18 protein-coding genes are annotated in these 17,535 nt (G+C 68.9%); 5 read left to right on the forward strand and 13 right to left on the reverse strand.

The features are described 5' to 3' along the window. Positions 1-94 precede the first annotated feature (94 nt). From BLP73_RS12465 to hisA, 3 genes are all read right to left on the reverse strand, one after another. Positions 95-412: a phosphoribosyl-ATP diphosphatase gene (locus tag BLP73_RS12465; RefSeq protein WP_090744964.1), complete on the reverse strand. Its 318-nt coding sequence runs from the start codon at positions 410-412 to the stop codon at positions 95-97. Beyond that, positions 409-1,170: an imidazole glycerol phosphate synthase subunit HisF gene (hisF, locus tag BLP73_RS12470; RefSeq protein WP_090744967.1), complete on the reverse strand. Its 762-nt coding sequence runs from the start codon at positions 1,168-1,170 to the stop codon at positions 409-411. The genes BLP73_RS12465 and hisF overlap by 4 nt, the downstream gene beginning before the upstream one ends. A 118-nt stretch (positions 1,171-1,288) precedes the next feature. Further along, the gene (gene hisA, locus BLP73_RS12475; RefSeq protein WP_090744970.1) at positions 1,289-2,005 is read right to left on the reverse strand and encodes a 1-(5-phosphoribosyl)-5-[(5-phosphoribosylamino)methylideneamino]imidazole-4-carboxamide isomerase; all 717 of its coding nucleotides are present in this window, start codon (positions 2,003-2,005) and stop codon (positions 1,289-1,291) included. 136 nt (positions 2,006-2,141) lie between these two features. Between hisA and BLP73_RS12480 the strand changes: the two genes are divergently transcribed. Beyond that, positions 2,142-2,525, forward strand: a complete 384-nt coding sequence (locus tag BLP73_RS12480; protein ID WP_090744975.1) for a DUF2147 domain-containing protein — start codon at positions 2,142-2,144, stop codon at positions 2,523-2,525. A gap of 30 nt (positions 2,526-2,555) precedes the next feature. On the opposite strand, the gene BLP73_RS12485 is transcribed toward BLP73_RS12480, so the two are convergent. Further along, positions 2,556-3,224, reverse strand: coding sequence for an ABC transporter ATP-binding protein (locus BLP73_RS12485; protein ID WP_090744978.1), 669 nt, complete (start codon positions 3,222-3,224; stop codon positions 2,556-2,558). Beyond that, entirely contained in the window at positions 3,221-4,564 is a 1,344-nt protein-coding gene (locus BLP73_RS12490; protein ID WP_245686659.1) for a KpsE/RkpR family capsule polysaccharide export protein, read from the reverse strand. The genes BLP73_RS12485 and BLP73_RS12490 overlap by 4 nt, the downstream gene beginning before the upstream one ends. A 117-nt stretch (positions 4,565-4,681) precedes the next feature. On the opposite strand from BLP73_RS12490, the gene BLP73_RS12495 reads away from it, so the two are divergent. Further along, positions 4,682-5,572 (forward strand): ABC transporter permease, encoded by an 891-nt coding sequence (locus tag BLP73_RS12495; protein WP_245686660.1) that lies wholly within the window; start codon positions 4,682-4,684, stop codon positions 5,570-5,572. Here the strand turns inward: BLP73_RS12495 and choV are convergent. The 3 genes from choV to choX are packed head-to-tail and all read right to left on the reverse strand — an operon-like array spanning position 5,569 to position 8,403. After that, positions 5,569-6,588, reverse strand: a complete 1,020-nt coding sequence (choV, locus tag BLP73_RS12500) for a choline ABC transporter ATP-binding protein (protein ID WP_090744981.1) — start codon at positions 6,586-6,588, stop codon at positions 5,569-5,571. The two genes, BLP73_RS12495 and choV, sit on opposite strands and share 4 nt — an antisense overlap. Further along, the gene (gene choW / locus BLP73_RS12505) at positions 6,585-7,433 is read right to left on the reverse strand and encodes a choline ABC transporter permease subunit (protein ID WP_090744984.1); all 849 of its coding nucleotides are present in this window, start codon (positions 7,431-7,433) and stop codon (positions 6,585-6,587) included. The genes choV and choW overlap by 4 nt, the downstream gene beginning before the upstream one ends. A gap of 31 nt (positions 7,434-7,464) precedes the next feature. Further along, positions 7,465-8,403: a choline ABC transporter substrate-binding protein gene (choX, locus tag BLP73_RS12510; protein WP_090744986.1), complete on the reverse strand. Its 939-nt coding sequence runs from the start codon at positions 8,401-8,403 to the stop codon at positions 7,465-7,467. Positions 8,404-8,506: 103 nt separating this feature from the next. Here choX and betI point away from each other — a divergent pair, with 103 nt between their 5' ends. Genes betI through betA form a run of 3 tightly spaced genes read left to right on the forward strand, consistent with a single transcriptional unit; the run spans position 8,507 to position 12,166 of the window. Then, the gene (betI, locus tag BLP73_RS12515) at positions 8,507-9,073 is read left to right on the forward strand and encodes a choline-binding transcriptional repressor BetI (protein WP_090745275.1); all 567 of its coding nucleotides are present in this window, start codon (positions 8,507-8,509) and stop codon (positions 9,071-9,073) included. Between the two features lie 2 nt (positions 9,074-9,075). Continuing rightward, positions 9,076-10,515, forward strand: a complete 1,440-nt coding sequence (gene betB, locus BLP73_RS12520) for a betaine-aldehyde dehydrogenase (RefSeq protein ID WP_175453355.1) — start codon at positions 9,076-9,078, stop codon at positions 10,513-10,515. Further along, entirely contained in the window at positions 10,502-12,166 is a 1,665-nt protein-coding gene (gene betA, locus BLP73_RS12525; protein ID WP_090744992.1) for a choline dehydrogenase, read from the forward strand. The genes betB and betA overlap by 14 nt, the downstream gene beginning before the upstream one ends. A 13-nt stretch (positions 12,167-12,179) precedes the next feature. Here the strand turns inward: betA and BLP73_RS12530 are convergent, their stop codons facing one another. From BLP73_RS12530 to BLP73_RS12550, 5 genes are all read right to left on the reverse strand, one after another. After that, entirely contained in the window at positions 12,180-12,815 is a 636-nt protein-coding gene (locus BLP73_RS12530; protein WP_090744994.1) for a TetR-like C-terminal domain-containing protein, read from the reverse strand. A gap of 145 nt (positions 12,816-12,960) precedes the next feature. Continuing rightward, positions 12,961-14,781 carry a translational GTPase TypA gene (gene typA, locus BLP73_RS12535; RefSeq protein ID WP_090744997.1) on the reverse strand — a complete coding sequence of 607 codons (1,821 nt, stop codon included), beginning with the start codon at positions 14,779-14,781 and terminating at the stop codon, positions 12,961-12,963. Positions 14,782-14,907: 126 nt separating this feature from the next. Next, complete coding sequence (locus tag BLP73_RS12540; RefSeq protein WP_245686661.1) at positions 14,908-16,017, reverse strand: hypothetical protein; 1,110 nt, start codon at positions 16,015-16,017, stop codon at positions 14,908-14,910. A 193-nt stretch (positions 16,018-16,210) separates the two neighbouring features. After that, a complete protein-coding gene (locus BLP73_RS12545; RefSeq protein WP_090745000.1) occupies positions 16,211-16,972 on the reverse strand; it encodes a hydroxypyruvate isomerase family protein in 762 nt (253 codons plus the stop codon). Between the two features lie 3 nt (positions 16,973-16,975). Further along, positions 16,976-17,524: a DUF1285 domain-containing protein gene (locus BLP73_RS12550; RefSeq protein WP_090745003.1), complete on the reverse strand. Its 549-nt coding sequence runs from the start codon at positions 17,522-17,524 to the stop codon at positions 16,976-16,978. Between the last annotated feature and the right edge of the window lie 11 nt (positions 17,525-17,535).

Here is a 17,535-nt window from a genome sequence, read left to right on the forward strand (position 1 = left end):
GCCATGTTCTGGTTCTGCCCGCGCGGGCGATCTGGTTGCTGGGCTTATAGCGCCAGTTGCGCGTCAAGGGAATGGGCCCGGCGCGGCCGCGGCCTCAAGGGCTGGGGCGCGCGGCCTTCTCTTCAAGGCCGGACCGACCCTCCCGCCGCGTCAGTTCGGCCTCGACATCGGCCAGGCTGACGCCGCGGGCCGCGAGCATCACGAGGAGGTGGAAGATCACGTCGGCAGCCTCGGAGGCGAGGCGGTCGTGGTCGCCCCTGACCGCCTCGATGATCGCCTCGACGGCCTCCTCGCCGAATTTCTCGGCGCATTTCTCGGGACCCTTCGCCAGCAGCTTCGCGGTCCAGCTGCTGTTCGGATCGGCGCCCCTGCGGGCCTCGATGGTGGCGGCGAGGCGCTGGATCGGGGTCATGTCAGCCTCATCGGGATGCCGGCGGCGGCCATGTGGGCCTTGGCCTCGGCGATGGTGTGGGTGCCGAAATGGAAGATGGAGGCGGCCAGGACGGCGCTGGCGCGGCCCTCGGTGACGCCCTCCACCAGGTGATCGAGCGTGCCGACCCCGCCAGAGGCGATGACGGGAACGTTGACCGCGTCCGCGATGGCGCGGGTGAGAGGCAGGTTGAAGCCCGCCCGCGTGCCGTCCCGGTCCATCGAGGTCAGGAGGATCTCGCCGGCGCCCTTCGCCTCGACGGTCCGGGCGAACTCGACGGCGTCGATGCCTGTGGGCTTGCGGCCGCCATGGGTGAAGATCTCCCACCGGCCGTCCGCGACGGTCTTGGCGTCGATGGCCACGACGATGCACTGGCTGCCGAAGCGGTCGGCGGCGGCGGCGACGACATCGGGATCGGCCACGGCCGCCGAGTTGAAGCTGACCTTGTCGGCGCCTGCCAGCAGCAGGGCGCGCACGTCCTTGTGGGACCGCACGCCCCCGCCGACGGTCAGCGGCACGAAGCACTGCTCGGCGGTGCGGGTCACCAGGTCGAACATGGTGCCGCGGTTCTCGTGGGTGGCGTGGATGTCCAGAAAGCAGATCTCGTCCGCGCCGGCGGCGTCATAGGCGCGCGCGGCCTCGACGGGATCGCCGGCGTCGATCAGGTCGACGAAGTTGACGCCCTTGACGACGCGGCCGTCGGCGACGTCGAGGCAGGGGATGATGCGGGTCTTGAGCATCGCGCGGCCTTTGCTGGGTACGGGCTGATTCTAACGTGGCGCGGGCGGAGGGACCAGAGGGGGCGCTGCCCCCGCCGCGTTCCGCGGCCCCCCGGGATATTTGGGCACAGAAGATGGATCAGGCGAGGGCGGCCAGCGCCGCCCTGAGGTCAATCGCGCCGTCATAGAGGGCGCGGCCCGAGATGGCGCCGGCGATGACCTGCGTGGCGGCCAGCGCCTTCAGGTCTTCGAGCGAGGAGACGCCGCCCGAAGCGATGACGGGGATGGCGACGGCGCGGGCGAGCGCCTCGGTCGCGGCGATGTTCGGGCCCTGCATGGCGCCGTCGCGGTCGATGTCGGTGTAGATGAGGGCGGCGACGCCGGCATCTTCGAACTGGCGGGCGAGGTCGGTGGCCATGACCTCGGTCTCTGTGGCCCAGCCCCGGGTCGCGACGCGGCCGGCGCGGGCGTCAATGCCGACGGCGATCTTGCCGGGAAAGGCGCGCGCGGCCTCAAGGACGAGTTCCGGGTCCTCGACCGCGATGGTGCCGAGGATCACGCGGGCGAGGCCCTTCCCGAGCCAGGTCTCGATCGTCTTCATGTCGCGGATGCCGCCGCCGAGCTGGGCGGGGATGTCGGTGGCGGCAAGGATCGCCTCGACCGCGTCGGCATTGACCGGGTGGCCGGCGAAGGCGCCGTTGAGATCGACGAGGTGCAGCCATTTCGCGCCGGCATCCTGGAAGGCGCGGGCCTGCGCGGCCGGGTCGCTGCCGAAGACGGTCGCGGCCTCCATGTCGCCGCGCAGCAGCCGCACGCATTGGCCGTCCTTGAGGTCGATGGCGGGGTAGAGGATCATGGCGCGGCTCCCATCGTGACGTTGCGCCTCCTTTGGCACGGGCGGGCCGGGTGCGGCAAGGGCCGGACCTCACGTCACGCTTGCCAGGCGCGCGGCCGGGGCGCCAATCTTCCTCATCCTGAGGAGGAGGAAGTTCATGAAACGTTTCATTCTGGCGGCCGGCTTCGCGCTTGTTGCGGGGGCGGCGGCGGCCGACCCAATCGAGGGCGTCTGGCAGACCCAGCCCGACGAGGGCAGCTTCGCCCATGTCACCATCGCGCCCTGCGGCGGCGCCTTCTGCGGCACGATCACGCGGACCTTCAAGGACCGGGCCGAGTACCAGTCGCCCAATCTCGCCCGGCAGATCGTGATCGACATGGCGCCGCAGGGCGGCGGGGCCTATTCCGGCCGCGTCTGGCGCCCCGCGAACGACCGGGTCTATGCCGGCAAGGCCAGCGTCCAGGGCGGGCAGATGAGCCTGTCGGGCTGCGTCGCCGGCGGGCTCATCTGCAAGAGCCAGACCTGGGTGAAGGTCCAGTAGCGCGCGGCCACGTCCAGCGGCGGGGCGGTCTCAGCCCGTGCGCGCCCCCCGCATGTTGTTCATGTGGACGTCGATCGCCTCTTCCACGTCGTCATACCAGGTCAGCTTGCCGTTCTCGAGCACCGCGCCGCAGCTGCAGATGCGGCGCAGCAGCGTCATCGAGTGGCTGACCACGACCGCGCCCGAACGCGAGAGCCGCTCGTCGAAGACCCGGTTCGACTTGGCCTTGAATGAGGCATCCCCGACCGCCGAGACCTCGTCTACAAGATAGGTGTCGAAGGGCACCGCCATCGAGACGCCGAAGGCGAGGCGCGAGCGCATGCCCGAGGAATAGGTCCGAAGCGGCAGGTAGAAATGCTCGCCCAGCTCGGCGAAGTGCTTGACGAAGGTGATCATCTCGTCCGTGTCGATGCCGTAGACGCGGGCGACGAAGCGGCAGTTCTGCTCGCCCGTCAGCTCGTTGTTGAAGCTGCCCTTGAAGCCCACCGGCCAGCTGATCGTGCCGGTCGAGAGGATCCGGCCCGAGGTCGGCAGCATCGCGCCCGAGATCATCTTCAGAAGCGAGGACTTGCCCGCGCCGTTGCGCCCCAGCAGCGCCACCGAGGTGCCGGAGGGGAACGTCATGGTGATGTTGTCCGCCACGATCTTGTGGCGGCCGCTGAGGCTGAAGGTTTTGCAGAGGTTCTCGAGCCGGATCATCGCCGATCGCGCAGGCTGTAGAAGATCATCGTGCCGATCAGCCAGATGGCCAGCATGAAGCCGAAGATCATCAGCAGCAGCGTGCCGCGGACCGGGAACTCGGCGTCCTGCGCCAGGGTCGGACGGATATAGGGCGCGATGTAGCGCGACTTGCGCATCGCCTCGGCGCGCGCGGCCTCGTAGCCGGCCAGCGCGGCGGTGTAGCTGCGCTCGGCGAACTCGCGGTCGACGGCCAGCACCTCGAACTGGCCCACGACATCCGAGAGCGCAAGCTCGCTGTCGGAGGTGAAGTTGCGCCGCTCGGCCTCCATCTGTTCGCGGATGACCTGGATCCTCAGCTCGGTCTGGGAGATCCGGGGGTCGGTGGGCTGGGCATTGGCGCGCAGGAGGCCGAGCGAGACGAGCTGCTCGGCCAGCTGCGACTGGAGGGAGGAGACGACGCCCTGCTGGACCTGCACGTCGGCCACGGGATCGACCAGCTGGTGCCGGTTGCGGAACTCGGCCATCTGCTGGCGCGCCTCGGTCAGGCGGTCCTGCGCGCGCTGAAGCTCCTCACGCGCATAGCGCAGCGTGTCCTCGCGGGCGACGTCGTTCAGCTCGTTGATCAGGATGCCGCTCTCGTCCAGGATCGCGCGGGCGATGTCCTGCGCGTCCACCGGGTCGAAGGCCAGAACGCGTAGGTCGATCATGCCCGTGTCGTACTGGATCGTGACCTTACGGTCCCATTCCGCGGCAAGGTCCTCGAGCGCGGCGCCGCCGCGGAAGCGGAAGACGGGATCGTTCGGCGCCTTCGACCAGATCTCGCGCAGGTCGAGCCGGGCGTTCACGCGCTCGACGAGGTCGCGGCTGTGGATGAACTTGTAGAGGATGTCGGTGTCGGTCGTGGTGTTGCCCGCCGCGCCGACCAGCGAGCCGAGCCCGCCCATCAGCTCGGAGGCGCCGGGCGCGGATTCGCTGCGGACCGAGAAGCCGACGAACGAAGCGTATTGATCCGCCGCACGGTTGTAGAGATACCAGCCGCTCGCGATGACCGGAGCCACCACCAGCAGCAGGAAGCTGAGGATCAGCCCGTAATGGCGCCGCTTCATTCGCGCCCGTGCCGCCACCGGACGGACCGGGCCGTGACTCAGCTCCTCCTCGGTCGGTTGCTTCTTCCGCGGCTTGGCCGACTTCGCCTCGGTCTTCTCGGCAGGCGCAGAGACGGGTGCAGCGGCCGGCGCAGAAACGGGTGCCTCCGGCTTCAGGCCGACGGTCTCGGACGCCTCGGACACCGGCATCGGCTTCAGATCGTCGGCGGTCAGAAGCGCCGCAGGAGTGGGTTTGCCGATAGGGGCCGACATGTGCGGGTACCGCGTGACTTGTTGATCTCTCGAAAGCCGTCATACATAAGCCGCATCAACAGTTCCAGCGCTGATGGCCGTGCCCCCCGGCCCGGCCGAAGAGCGAAGGTTCAGGCCATGACCGTCATCTCGACCCGCAGCAGCCAAGTCCCGGATGCCGGGAGCGAGGCGATGCCGCCGCTGCCGCAGCGCCGGGCCGGCAGCGAGGCTGCCTCGGGCGAGTTGCGCGAGGTCCGCCAGCACCGCAGGTGGTCGACCCTCAGAACGATCGGCGCGCTGGTGCTGCGCGAGGTCTCGACCAGCCATGGCAAGTCGGCGGGCGGCTACATGTGGTCGATCGCCGAGCCGGTCGGAGGGATCATCCTCCTGACGCTGATCTTCTCGGTCGGCTTCCGGACCCCGCCGCTCGGCACGAACTTCGCGATCTTCTACGCGACCGGTGTCATTCCCTTCATGGGCTATTTGGAACTGTCGAACAAGGTCGCCGGCTCGATCCGCTACTCGCAGGCGCTGCTGGGCTACCCGGCGGTGACCTTCATGGACGCGCTCATCGCGCGCATCCTCTTCAACGCGGCGACGCATATGCTGGTGGCGGCGCTGATCTTCGCCTTCATCGTGACCTTCATGGACACGCGCACCCATCCCGAGGTTTTCGGGATCGCCCTGGCCATGGCGATGATGATCCTTGTCGCGACGGGGGTCGGGACGATGAACTGCTTCCTCTTCTCGGCCTTCCCTTGGTGGCAGTCGGTCTGGAGCATCCTGATGCGGCCGCTGTTCCTCGTGTCCTGCATCTTCTTCATCTTCGACAACGTGCCGCTGCCCTATCGCGACTGGCTGTGGTGGAATCCGCTCGTCCATGTCGTCGGGCAGATGCGGTCGTCCTTCTATCCCAGCTACCGCGCCGACTATGTCAGCCATGTCTATGTCTTCGGGCTGAGCCTGGCGCTGATCACCCTGGGCCTTGCCCTGCTGATCCGCTACCACCGCGACCTTCAGAACAGCTAGCGCGCCAGCCGCGCCAACACGGCGCTGCGGGTGACGCGGCCCCCGCCCTCCACCGGCAGGGCGTCCAGCTGGGACAGGCGCTCCATCACCTCGCGCACGGGCAGATCGCGCGGCAGGGGCGGTCCCTCGGCCTCGCCCGGCTCGGCCACGTCGGCGGCCGTCAGCACGCCAAGCGGGTTCATGTGGGCGACGAAGTCGGCGACATAGGCGTTCGCGGGCCGGGCGATGATCTCGCGCGCGGTGCCGATCTGGACGATGCGCCCGCCCTCCATCAGCGCGATGCGGTTGCCCAGCTTGAACGCCTCGTCAAGGTCATGGCTGACGAAGATGATCGTGCGGCGCGTCTTGGCCTGCAGCTCGAGCAGCTCGTCCTGAAGCCGGGCGCGGATCAGCGGGTCGAGCGCGCTGAACGGCTCGTCCATCAGCAGGATCGGCGCCTCGGTCGCGAAGGCGCGGGCAAGGCCGACGCGCTGCTGCATGCCGCCCGACAGCTCGCCCACCTTCCGGTCGGCCCATTCGTCAAGCCCGACGGTCGCAAGATGCTGGTCCACCCGGCGCCGCCGCTCGGCCGCCGAAAGGCCCGCCAGCTCCAGCCCGAGGCCGACATTCTCGCGCACGCTGCGCCACGGCAGCAGGCCGAACTGCTGGAAGACCATCGCGACGGTCTTCAGCCGGATCTCGCGCAGCGCCCGGCCGCGCGCGCCGGTGACGCTGATCATCCGCTCGCCCTGGCGCACGCGCACCTCGCCCCGGCAGACCAGGTTCAGCGCGTTCACCGCCCGCAGAAGCGTGGACTTCCCCGAGCCCGAGAGGCCCATCAGCACGAGGATCTCGCCCTCGGCGACGCTGAGCGCGCAATCATGCACGCCCAGCACCTGCCCGGTCTCGGACTTGATCGGGCCGCGCTCCAGCCCCTCGTCCATCAGCGGCAGGGCGCGTTCGGGATGGTCGCCGAAGACGATGCAGACCTGGTCGAACTCGACGGCGGCCCGGTCTTGGGGCGAAGCGGCGGTCATTTGCGGCCCTCCATGCGCAGCATCCGGTCCAGAAGGATGGCGACGACGACGATGACGAAGCCCGATTCGAAGCCGAGCGAGGTGTTCACGCTGTTCAGCGCCCGCACCACCGGCACGCCAAGGCCCGAGGCGCCGACCAGCGCGGCGATCACGACCATCGACAGCGACAGCATGATCGTCTGGTTGAGGCCCGCCATGATCTGGGGCAGGGCGCTCGGCAGCTCGACCTTCCACAGAAGCTGGCGCGGGGTGGCGCCGAAGGCCGTCGCGGCCTCGACCAGCGCCGGCGGGGTCGAGGCAATCCCCAGCTGCGTCAGCCGGATCGGGGCGGGCAGCACGAAGATCACCGTCGCCAGAAGCCCCGGCACCATGCCGATGCCGAAGAAGACGATGGCCGGGATCAGGTAGACGAAGGTCGGCAGGGTCTGCATGAGGTCGAGGACCGGACGCATCCAGGCGTAGAGGCGCGGCCGGTGCGCCGCCGCGATGCCGATGGGCACGCCGATCGCCATGCAGACGATGCAGGCCGCCAGCACCAGCGTCAGCGATTGCAGCATCTCGGTCCAGTAGCCCTGGTTCAGGATGAACAGAAGACCGGCCGCGACCAGAAGGCAGGTCGTCAGCCTGCGCTGCAGCGCGTAGGTCAGGGCCACGGCCAGCAGGATGAAAACCAGCGGGTGCGGCGCCTGCAGCGCCCCGAGAATGCCCCCGATGAGCCAGTTCATCGCGGTCGAGATCGCGTCGAAGGCCCCCGCCGCATTGGCGTTCAGCCAGTCGAAGACCGTCTTCGCGGTGCGTCCGACCGGGATCTTGTTGTCGGTGATCCAGCTCGTCAGGCTTTCCATGCGCGTGTCCCTGTCCCTGTTCGCCCGCGGATCAGCTGGTCAGCGACTCGCGCAGCGCGGTTTCCGCGTCATTGCCATCAACCGTCGTCACGCCCTCGAGCCAGGGCATCGCCGCCTCGGGATTGGCCGACAGCCAGGCCCGCGCCGCCGCCATCGGATCCTGCCCGTCATTGAGGATCATGCCCATGACCTCGTTCTCCATCGGCAGCGTGAATTCGAGGTTCTGCAGGAACTGCCCGGCATTCGGGCAATCGTCGACGAAGCCGGCGCGGGTGTTGGTGCGGACTTCGGCGCCGCCAAGGTCGGGGCCGAAGATCTCGTCGCCGCCCTCGAGATAGGTCATCTCGATCTCGGCGTTCATCGGATGCGGCTCCCAGCCCAAAAAGACGATGGGGCGGCCCGAATTGCTCAGGCGCGTGGCCTGGGCCAGCATGCCCTGCTCGCTCGATTCGACGATTTCGAAGGTGCCGAGGCCGAACTGGTCCATCGCCACCATCTCGAGCAGCAGGCGGTTGCCGTCATTGCCCGGCTCGATGCCGTAGATCCGGCCTTCCAACGCGTCCTTGTGCTGCGCGATCGAGGCGAAGTCGGTGATGCCCAGCTCGGCGCCGGCCCGGTTCGTCGCCAGCGTGTATTTCGCGCCGGTCAGGTTGGTGCGCACCGTGTCCACCGTGCCCGCGTCGCGATAGGGGGCGATGTCGGCCTCCATCGTCGGCATCCAGTTGCCGAGGAAGATGTCCACGTCATCCGTCGACAGCGCCGTGTAGGTGACCGGCACCGACAGGATGCGCGTCTCGGTCTCGTAGCCAAGCGCCTGAAGCACGGTCGTCGCAAGGGCGGTCGTCGCGGTGATGTCCGACCAGCCCACGTCCGAGAAGACAAGGCTGCGGCAGTGATCGCCTTCCTGGGCAAGGGCGGGCTGGGTGGCGGCCAGGCCGAGGGCCAGGGCGGAGGCGATGCGGATCGTCATCAGTTCAGGTCTCCCGGTTCTTGATTGGTCAGTCAATTAAGTCTACATGGAAGCCACAACGCAACCACTTTTCTGGGCAACCAGCTTTCTCGACGGGATGCAGATGCCGAAGCTTGGCGCGAAGCCTATCCGAAAAGCGGCGCTGATCAACGCGGCGATCCTCGAGGTGGGCCGGGCGGGTTCGCTGGACGTGACCGTGGCGCAGATCGCCCGCCGGGCCGGGATGTCGCCCGCGCTCGCGCATCACTATTTCGGCTCGAAGGAGCAGATCTTCCTGGCCGCGATGGCCTATATCCTGCGCGTCTACGGCCAGACCGTGGCGCAGGGGCTGCCGGGGCAGGGGCCGCGCGGGCGCCTGGACGCGATCATCGCCGCCAGCTTCGCCCCGATCAACTTCCAGCGCGAGACGGTCAGCGCCTGGCTGAACTTCTACGCCTTGGCGCTGACCAGCCCGCAGGCCGCACGGCTGCTGCGCGTCTACCACCTGCGCCTGCGCTCGAACCTCGTGGTGGCGCTGCGGGGGCTGGTGCCCGACCCGCTGCAGGTGGCCGGCACGCTCGGCGCGCTGATCGACGGCGTCTATCTGCGGGCGGTGCTGACGCCCGGTCCCATCGACGCATCCGCCGCGCTGCGGGTGGTCCAGACCTATCTTGACGAGGCCCTGACATGACGATCTCCGCCCAGCCCGCCGCCAGCCTGTTCATCGACGGCCGCCCGGTCGAAGGTCAAGGCGCCGCGCTGCCCGTGCGCTACCCCTTCACCGGCGAAGTCATCGCGACGCTGCACGAGGCCAGCACCGGGCAGGTGGCCGACGCCTGCCGCGCCGCCAAGGCCGCGCAGCCGGCCTGGGCCGCGCTGTCTCCCGCCGAGCGCGGCCGCGTCCTGTCGCGCGCCGCCCGAATCATCGAGGCGCGCGCCGAGGAGCTGGCGCGGCTGGAGACGCTCGACACCGGCAAGCCCATCCAGGAGACGCTGGTAGCCGACTGGCCCTCGGGCGCGGCGGCGCTGGACTTCTTCGCGGGGCTGGCGCCGACCGTCACCGGGCAGATGATCCCGCTCGGGCAGGACTGGGCATATACCCGGCGCGAGCCGCTCGGCGTCTGCGCGGGCATCGGGGCGTGGAACTATCCCAGCCAGATCGCCTGCTGGAAGGCCGCCCCCGCGCTGGTCATGGGCAACACGATGGTCTTCAAGCCCTCCGAGGAAACCCCGCTCGGCGCGTTGAAACTGGCCGAGATCTTCATCGAGGCCGGGATGCCGCCGGGCGTCTTCAACGTGGTGCAGGGGCGCGGCGAGGTCGGCGCGGCGCTGGTGACCTATCCGAACGTCGCCAAGGTCTCGCTGACCGGCTCGGTGCCGACGGGACGGCGCGTCTATGCCGCCGCCGCCGAGGGGATGCGCCATGTCACGATGGAGCTGGGCGGCAAGTCGCCGCTGATCGTCTTTGAGGATGCCGATCTGGATCAGGCGGTTAGCGCGGCTATCCTCGCCAATTTCTACAGCTCTGGGCAGATCTGCTCGAACGGCACGCGGGTCTTCCTGCACGAGGACATCAAGGAGGAGTTCCTCTCGCGCCTCGCGTCGCGGGTGAAGGCCGTGCGCATGGGCGACCCGCTCGACCCCACGACGAACCACGGGCCCATCATCACGCCCGCGCAGGCCGGCAAGATCCGCGACGCCATCGCGGCGGGCCTTGCGGCGGGGGCGCGGCTCGTCTGCGGCGGGCCCGGCGAGGGGGCGTTCATCCCGCCCACGGTGCTGGCCGATGCCAGCGACGACATGAGCATCGCCACCGACGAGATCTTCGGCCCGGTGATGACGGCGCTGAGTTTCGCGGACGAGGACGAGGTCATCGCCCGCGCGAACGCGACCCCCTTCGGCCTTGCTGCGGGGGTCTTCACCAGCGACCTGACGCGCGCGCATCGCGTGATCGCGCGGCTCGAGGCCGGCACCTGCTGGATCAACGCCTACAACCTCACCCCGGTCGAGATGCCCTTCGGGGGCGTGAAGATGTCGGGCCTCGGGCGCGAGAACTCGGCCGCCGCCATCGAGCATTATTCGCAGTTGAAATCTGTCTATGTCGGAATGGGAGGCGTCGATGCGCCCTATTGATCTGCCTCAGGCCACTGCCCCGGCCGACTACGTCGTCATCGGCGCCGGCAGCGCCGGCTGCGCGCTGGCCTATCGCCTCACCGAGGCCGGGCGCAGCGTCACCCTGATCGAGTTCGGCGGCAGCGACGTCGGCCCGTTCATCCAGATGCCCGGCGCGCTGAGCTACCCGATGAACATGCCGCGTTATGACTGGGGCTTCGCCAGCCAGCCCGAGCCGAACCTGAACGGCCGCAGGCTGGCCACGCCGCGGGGCAAGGTGATCGGCGGCTCGTCCTCGATCAACGGCATGGTCTTCGTGCGCGGCAACCCCGAAGATTTCGAGCATTGGGCCGCAAGCGGTGCAACGGGATGGGATTTCGCATCGGTCCTGCCCTATTTCAAGCGCATGGAGACATGGCACGGCGAGCCGGCGTCGGACCTGCGCGGGTCGGACGGGCCGCTGCACGTGACGCGCGGCAAGCGCAAGAACCCGCTCTTCAACACCTTCATCGAGGCAGGCCGCCAGGCCGGCTGGCCCTACACGCCCGACTACAACGGCGCGAGCCAAGAGGGTTTCGGCCCGATGGAGGCGACGATCTGGAAAGGCCGGCGCTGGTCGGCCGCGAATGCCTATCTCCGCCCGGCGCTGAAGACGGGGCGGCTGACGCTGGTGCGCGCGCTGGCCCGGCGCGTCCTCTTCGACGGCCGCCGCGCCATCGGGGTGGAGCTGGAACGAAAGGGTCGGGTCGAGGTGGCGCTTGCCGGGCGCGAGGTCGTCGTCGCGGCCAGCTCGATCAACACGCCGAAGATCTTGATGCAGTCCGGGATCGGGCCGGCCGCGCATCTGGCGGAGCATGGCATCTCCGTCCTCGTCGACCGTCCGGGCGTCGGCGAGAACCTGCAGGACCATCTCGAGATCTACATGCAGTACAAGTCGCTGAAGCCGGTGACGCTCTACAGCTATTACAACCTTCTGGGCAAGAGCCGGGTCGGGGTCGAGTGGCTGCTGCAGAAGACCGGGCTCGGCGCCTCGAACCAGTTCGAAAGCTGCGGCTTCATCCGCTCGTCCGACGCGGTCCGCTATCCCGACATCCAGTATCACTTCCTGCCGCTGGCGGTGCGCTATGACGGCAAGTCGGCGGCGAAGGGTCACGGCTTCCAGGCCCATGTCGGGCCGATGCGGTCAAAATCGCGCGGCACGGTGCGGCTGGCCAGCCCGGACCCGTCCGCCGCGCCCGAGATCCGCTTCAACTACATGTCGCACGCGGATGACTGGGCCGAGTTCCGCGCCTGCGTGCGCCACACGCGCCGCATCTTCGACCAGCCCGCCTTCGCCGAATATCGCGGCGAGGAGATCCAGCCCGGCGCCGGCGTGCAGACCGATGCCCAGATCGACGCCTTCATCCGCGAGCATGCCGAATCGGCCTATCACCCCTGCGGCAGCGCGCGGATGGGGGCGGCGGACGACCCGATGGCGGTGGTGGACCCCGAGCTGCGAGTCATCGGCGCCGAGGGGCTGCGGGTCGCCGACAGCTCGATCTTCCCGCGCATCACGAACGGCAACCTCAACGCGCCATCGATCATGACGGGCGAGAAGGCGGCCGATCACATCCTGGGACGCGTTGCGGCTCCCGAGATCGAGCGCCCGTCGCAGGATCACGCGGCCGAATAGCGGGCGCGGCGGCTCAGCTTGGCGGCGTGGTGCTGCGGGCCATGCGGCGGATGAAATCCGATAGCGCATGGCGCGCGGCTTCCAGCGGATCGGCGCCCGGATACCACTCCTCCATGCGCCTGTCGACGATGAGCCGCGCCAGCCCGAAGGCGAAGCTCCGCGCGGTGATGGCCAGCGCCTGGATGTCCTCGCGCGGATGCAGCTGCCCGTCGTCGCGGGCGCGCATCAGCATCCGCGTCATCAGCTCGTGCAGAGCGTCGACATAACGCCGCAACTGCGGCTGCGTCAGGATGTCGATCACCCGCCGCTCGGACAGAAGGCGGAACTGGCGCGGATGCTCGTGCGCCCATTTGAGATAGGCCTCGCCCAGGGAATGGAATTGCGCGAAGGGGTCCTGCGGATCGACCTGCACGACCGAGCGGGTGCAGATGTCCATGAGGTGCAGCAGCGCGTTCTCGGCTGCCGCGCAGTAGAGCGCCTCCTCATTCGGGAAGAGCCGGCCCAGATCGCATATCGGGATGTTCAGCTCCGTCGCCACCTCGACGAGAGCCGGCACCTGGGCCTGACGCGCGTCCAGAAGGTCGAGACCGGCGAGGAGCGCCCGCTCGTGAAGGCCCAGGGACGGCTCGGAAGTGAGGTTCTTGGCCATCGTTCAGCTCATGCTCCGCGCAACTTGGACCACGTCACGGCAATACCTTAGGGCAGGATGCCGCTCTGCGGTCAAGTTGCAAGCATTTAACTGCACAATTTGAACGGATGGCGTCTGCCCGCGCGCGGCGCGGGCAGACGCAGGCTCAGCCCTCGGCCCGCGCTTGCCGCTTGCGCTCGTGCGGGTCGAGATAGCGCTTCCGCAGCCGGATGTTCTTGGGCGTCACCTCGACCAGCTCGTCGTCGTTGATATAGGCGATGGCCTCTTCCAGCGACATGCGGACCGGGGGCGTCAGGCGCACCGCCTCGTCCGTGCCCGAGGCGCGGACGTTGGTCAGCTTCTTGCCCTTGAGCGGGTTCACTTCCAGGTCGTTGTCGCGGCTGTGCTCTCCGATGATCATCCCGGTATAAAGCTGCTCCTGCGCGCCGATGAACATCTTGCCGCGCTCTTCCAGGTTCCACAGCGCGTAGGCGACCGAGACGCCGTTCTCCATGCTGATCAGAACGCCTTGGCGGCGGCCCTGGATCGCGCCCTTGTAGGGGGCCCAACCGTGGAAGATGCGGTTCAGAACGCCATTGCCGCGCGTGTCGGTCATGAACTCGCCCTGATAGCCGATCAGGCCGCGGGCCGGGACATGGGCGATGATGCGGGTCTTGCCGACGCCGGCGGGCCGCATGTCGACCAGGTCGCCCTTGCGCTCGCCGGTCAGCTTCTCGATCACGACGCCGGTATATTCGTCATCGACGTCGATGATGACCTCCTCGATCGGCTCCATGCGCTGGCCATCTTCCTCGCGGAAGATGACGCGCGGGCGCGAGATCGACAGCTCAAAGCCCTCGCGGCGCATGTTCTCGATCAGAACGCCCATCTGCAATTCGCCGCGACCCGAGACGACAAAGGCCTCGCCGCCCGGCGTGTCCTCGACCTTGATGGCGACGTTGACCTCGGCTTCGCGCATCAGGCGCTCGCGGATGACGCGGCTTTGGACCTTCTTGCCGTCGGTGCCGGCGAGCGGGCTGTCGTTGATGCCGAAGGTCACGCTGATGGTCGGCGGATCGATCGGCTGCGAGGGCAGGGCGGTGTCCACCTCCATCGCGCAGAGCGTGTCGGCGACCGTCGCCTTGGACATGCCCGCGATGGTCACGATGTCGCCGGCCTCTGCCATGTCGATCGGGGTCTGGGTCAGGCCGCGGAAGGCCATGATCTTGCTGATGCGGAACTGCTCGAGCCGCTCGCCGTCGCGCGACAGCGCCTTCAGCGTGTCGCCGGCCTTGGCCGAGCCGGCCTCGACGCGGCCCGTCAAGAGGCGGCCGAGGAAGGCGTCGGCGCCGAGCGTGGTCGCCAGCATCTGGAACGGCTCGGCCGCTCGGGCGATCTGCTTGGGGGCCTTCACGTGCTGAACGATCAGGTCGAACAACGCCGACATGTCCTTGCGCGGCCCGTCCAGCGTCGCGTCGGCCCACCCGCCGATGCCCGAGGCATAGACATGGGGAAAGTCCAGCTGCTCGTCATTGGCGCCGAGATTGGCGAAGAGATCGAAGACGTCGTTCAGCACGTCGTCCGGCTCGGCCGCGGGCTTGTCGACCTTGTTCAGCACCACGATGGGGCGCAGGCCAAGCGCCAGCGCCTTCGAGGTCACGAACTTCGTCTGCGGCATCGGACCCTCGGCCGCGTCGACCAGCAGGCAGACGCCATCGACCATCGACAGGATCCGCTCGACTTCGCCGCCGAAATCGGCGTGGCCCGGCGTGTCCACGATGTTGATGCGCGTGCCCTTCCACTCGACTGAGGTGGCCTTGGCGAGGATGGTGATGCCGCGCTCGCGCTCGATGTCGTTGCTGTCCATCGCCCGTTCGGCGACGGCCTGGTTCTCGCGGAAGGAGCCCGACTGGCGCAGCAGCTGGTCGACCAGCGTCGTCTTGCCGTGGTCAACGTGGGCGATGATGGCGATGTTGCGGATATCCATGAGGCCTTCCTAGCGGTTCGGGGTCCGCCTAGCGGATAAGGCCCATGATTGAAAGCCCGCAAATGGCGAAGGCCGCCGTCGCGGGGACGGCGGCCTTGCTTTGTAACGCTCAGGCGACGCTGCGGGTCAGACCCGACGGCGGCGCAGCGCGCCCCAGACCTTGCCCGCATCGCGGTCCTGGCCGCCCTTGATCGCGCCCATCCAGGCGGCGACACCGGCCACGAGGGCCGAGACGGCGAGGAACAGTGCCGTCCAGACAGCCGCACGGCGCGCGGTCTCGGTTGCCTCGATGGCGGCATCCTGCGCTTCCTGCAGCCGCGCCTCGGCCTCGGCCTGAAGCTCGGCAGCGCGTGCCTCGGCCTGCGCCAGGGCCTCCTCGGCCTGGGCCTGCGCCTCGTCGATCCGGGCCTGCGCCTCGCTGCGCAGGGTCTGGACCGCATCGACCGCCTCCTGCACGCGCGCGTCGATCTGCGCGGGCGTCAGCGTCGTGCGTGCGGCCAAGGCGGCGCGCAGGTAGTCCAGGTCGTCCTCGGGGATCTCGCCGGTGCGCAGAAGCGTGCCCATCATGCTGACGAACTGGCTGCGGATCGCCTCGTCCGAGAATTGCTCGGGCGCGGCCGCGTCGCTGCGGAAGAAGCGGTCCGCCACGTAGTCGACCGGATCGCCGCCAAGCTCCGACAGGCCGGAAGCCGCGCCGCCCGCCAGTTGCCCGACGCCGCTGATCGCGCCGCCCGCAACCTGGCCGACGCCGCCGGCAACGCCGCCCGCCAGCTGGCCCGCGCCCTGAAGGGCGCCGCCCACGGCCGCGCCGCCGGCCTCGACCGCCGTCGCCGCCGCATTGCCCGCGGCGCGCACGCCGCTGCTGACGGCCCCGGCCGCCAGAAGGCCGGTCAGGATCACGCCGATGGACCAAACGGTCAGGCCGTGGATGCCGTCTCGCGCCTCGGTCTCGTCCTCGGCGCCCCCGTGACGCACGCGCATCCGCCCGGCGATGTAGCCGCCAAGCGCATAGACCGCGACCATCGACAGGAAGGCGAAGAGGCCGACGAGGATCAGGGCGAAGCGCCCCAGTCCCTCGCCGGGCTCGGCCGAGACCGAGCCGAGGCCCAGGGCCGCCGTGAAGCCGGTGAACACGAAGGACGCGCCGGCCGCGATCGCGGCCCCGGCAAGAATGGCCGCCCAGTCAACGTTTGCGCGGCGGCCTTGGTCGGCGCGCGCGGCAACGGGGTCTTGCATGATGGATTTTCCTTAACGGAGACCGAGGAACGAGAGGATGAACAGGACGACCACGATGAGGCCGACGATATAGATGATGGAGTTCATGAGTTGCCCTTTCCGGTTCGACCCGGCGCCCCAATGGGGCGCCTTCAGCGGGTGCTTGCTCGGGCCAACTGCCTGAACCGCAAGACGGTTCCGCGCCGCCGAAGAATCAGGCGGTGGCCCGCCTGATCCAGTCGAGCCCGTGGAAGGTCTGCCGGGCGGGCGTGTATTCGGCGCTGATCCAGCCGCGATAGCCCTGCTCGTCCAGCAGCCGAAAGAAGGCGGGGTAGTCGATGCTGCCGCCATCGGGCTCATGCCGGCCCGGATGCCCCGCAATTTGGATGTGGCGCACCAGGGACGCCACGCGCATCCAGGAGGCGCGCATGTCGCCCGAGATGATCTGCGCGTGATAGGCGTCGAATTGCAGCCCCAGGTTCGGCGCGCCGACCTCGGCGATGATCTGCTGGGCGGTGGCGAAGTCATGGAGGAAGTAGCCGGGGTTCTCGACGACATTGCGCGGCTCGATCGTCAGGCTCGTGTGGGGCGCGCGTTCGGCCGCCCAGCTGAGATTCTCGGCAAAGACCTGCCGCGCGGCCTCGCCCTCGGCCCGGCCCGCGACCACATGGATGTGGCGCACGCGCAGCGCCTCGGCCACGCGCAGGCTGCGCTCGAAGTCGCGGCGGAAGCGGTCCTGCACGCCCGGCACGGCGGCGAAGCCCCGCGGCCCGCCGGTCCAGTTCGGCGGCGGCGTGTTGATCAGCACGATCTCGACCCCGGCCGAGACGGCGGCGCGGTAGAGGTCGCGCGCGGGCAGATCGTAGGGATAGAGGATCTCGACCCCGGTGAAGCCCGCATCGGCGGCGGCCGCGAAGCGCGACAGCATCGGCAGTTCGGTGAAGAGCATGGTCAGGTTGGCGGCGAAGCGCGGCACGGCTCAGGGCTCCAGCGCGAAGAAACGCGCCTGCGAGACAAGGCCGATGCGGCCATCCGCGCCTTCCTGCGCCTCGGCGGCGAGGCGGTAGAAGGTCTTGCGGTCGATCAGCGCCTCGAGCCCGCCGCGGACATGGACATAGGGTCGCGGCGCCTCGGCGCTGCCGCGCAGGATGATGGGGTTGTCCGGCCCGGCCGCGACCGTCTCGCCCGTGTTGGTCGTGAAGGTGACGCGGTCCGGCGCGATCTCGGCGTCCACCGCCAGGAACGGCGCGTCCTCGACAGTGATGCCGACTTTCTCGACCGGGGTCACGAGAAAGAACCGCTCGCCCTCGCGCTTCAGGATCGAGGCGAAGAGCTGCACCATCGCCGGCCGGCCGATGGGCGAGCCCTCGTGCCACCAGCTGCCGTCGGCGCGGATCACGATGTCCAGCTCGCCGCAATAGGGCGGATTCCACAGATGGACCGGTGCCGGCCCGCCCTTGCGGCCCGCTGCCCGCGCCGCGGCGGCGATGCCTTGCGCACTCACGCTATTGTCACCGTTCTCGGCCATTGTGTCTGGTT

This window comes from Paracoccus tibetensis (genome assembly GCF_900102505.1).
GTDB classification, from domain to species: Bacteria; Pseudomonadota; Alphaproteobacteria; order Rhodobacterales; family Rhodobacteraceae; genus Paracoccus; species Paracoccus tibetensis.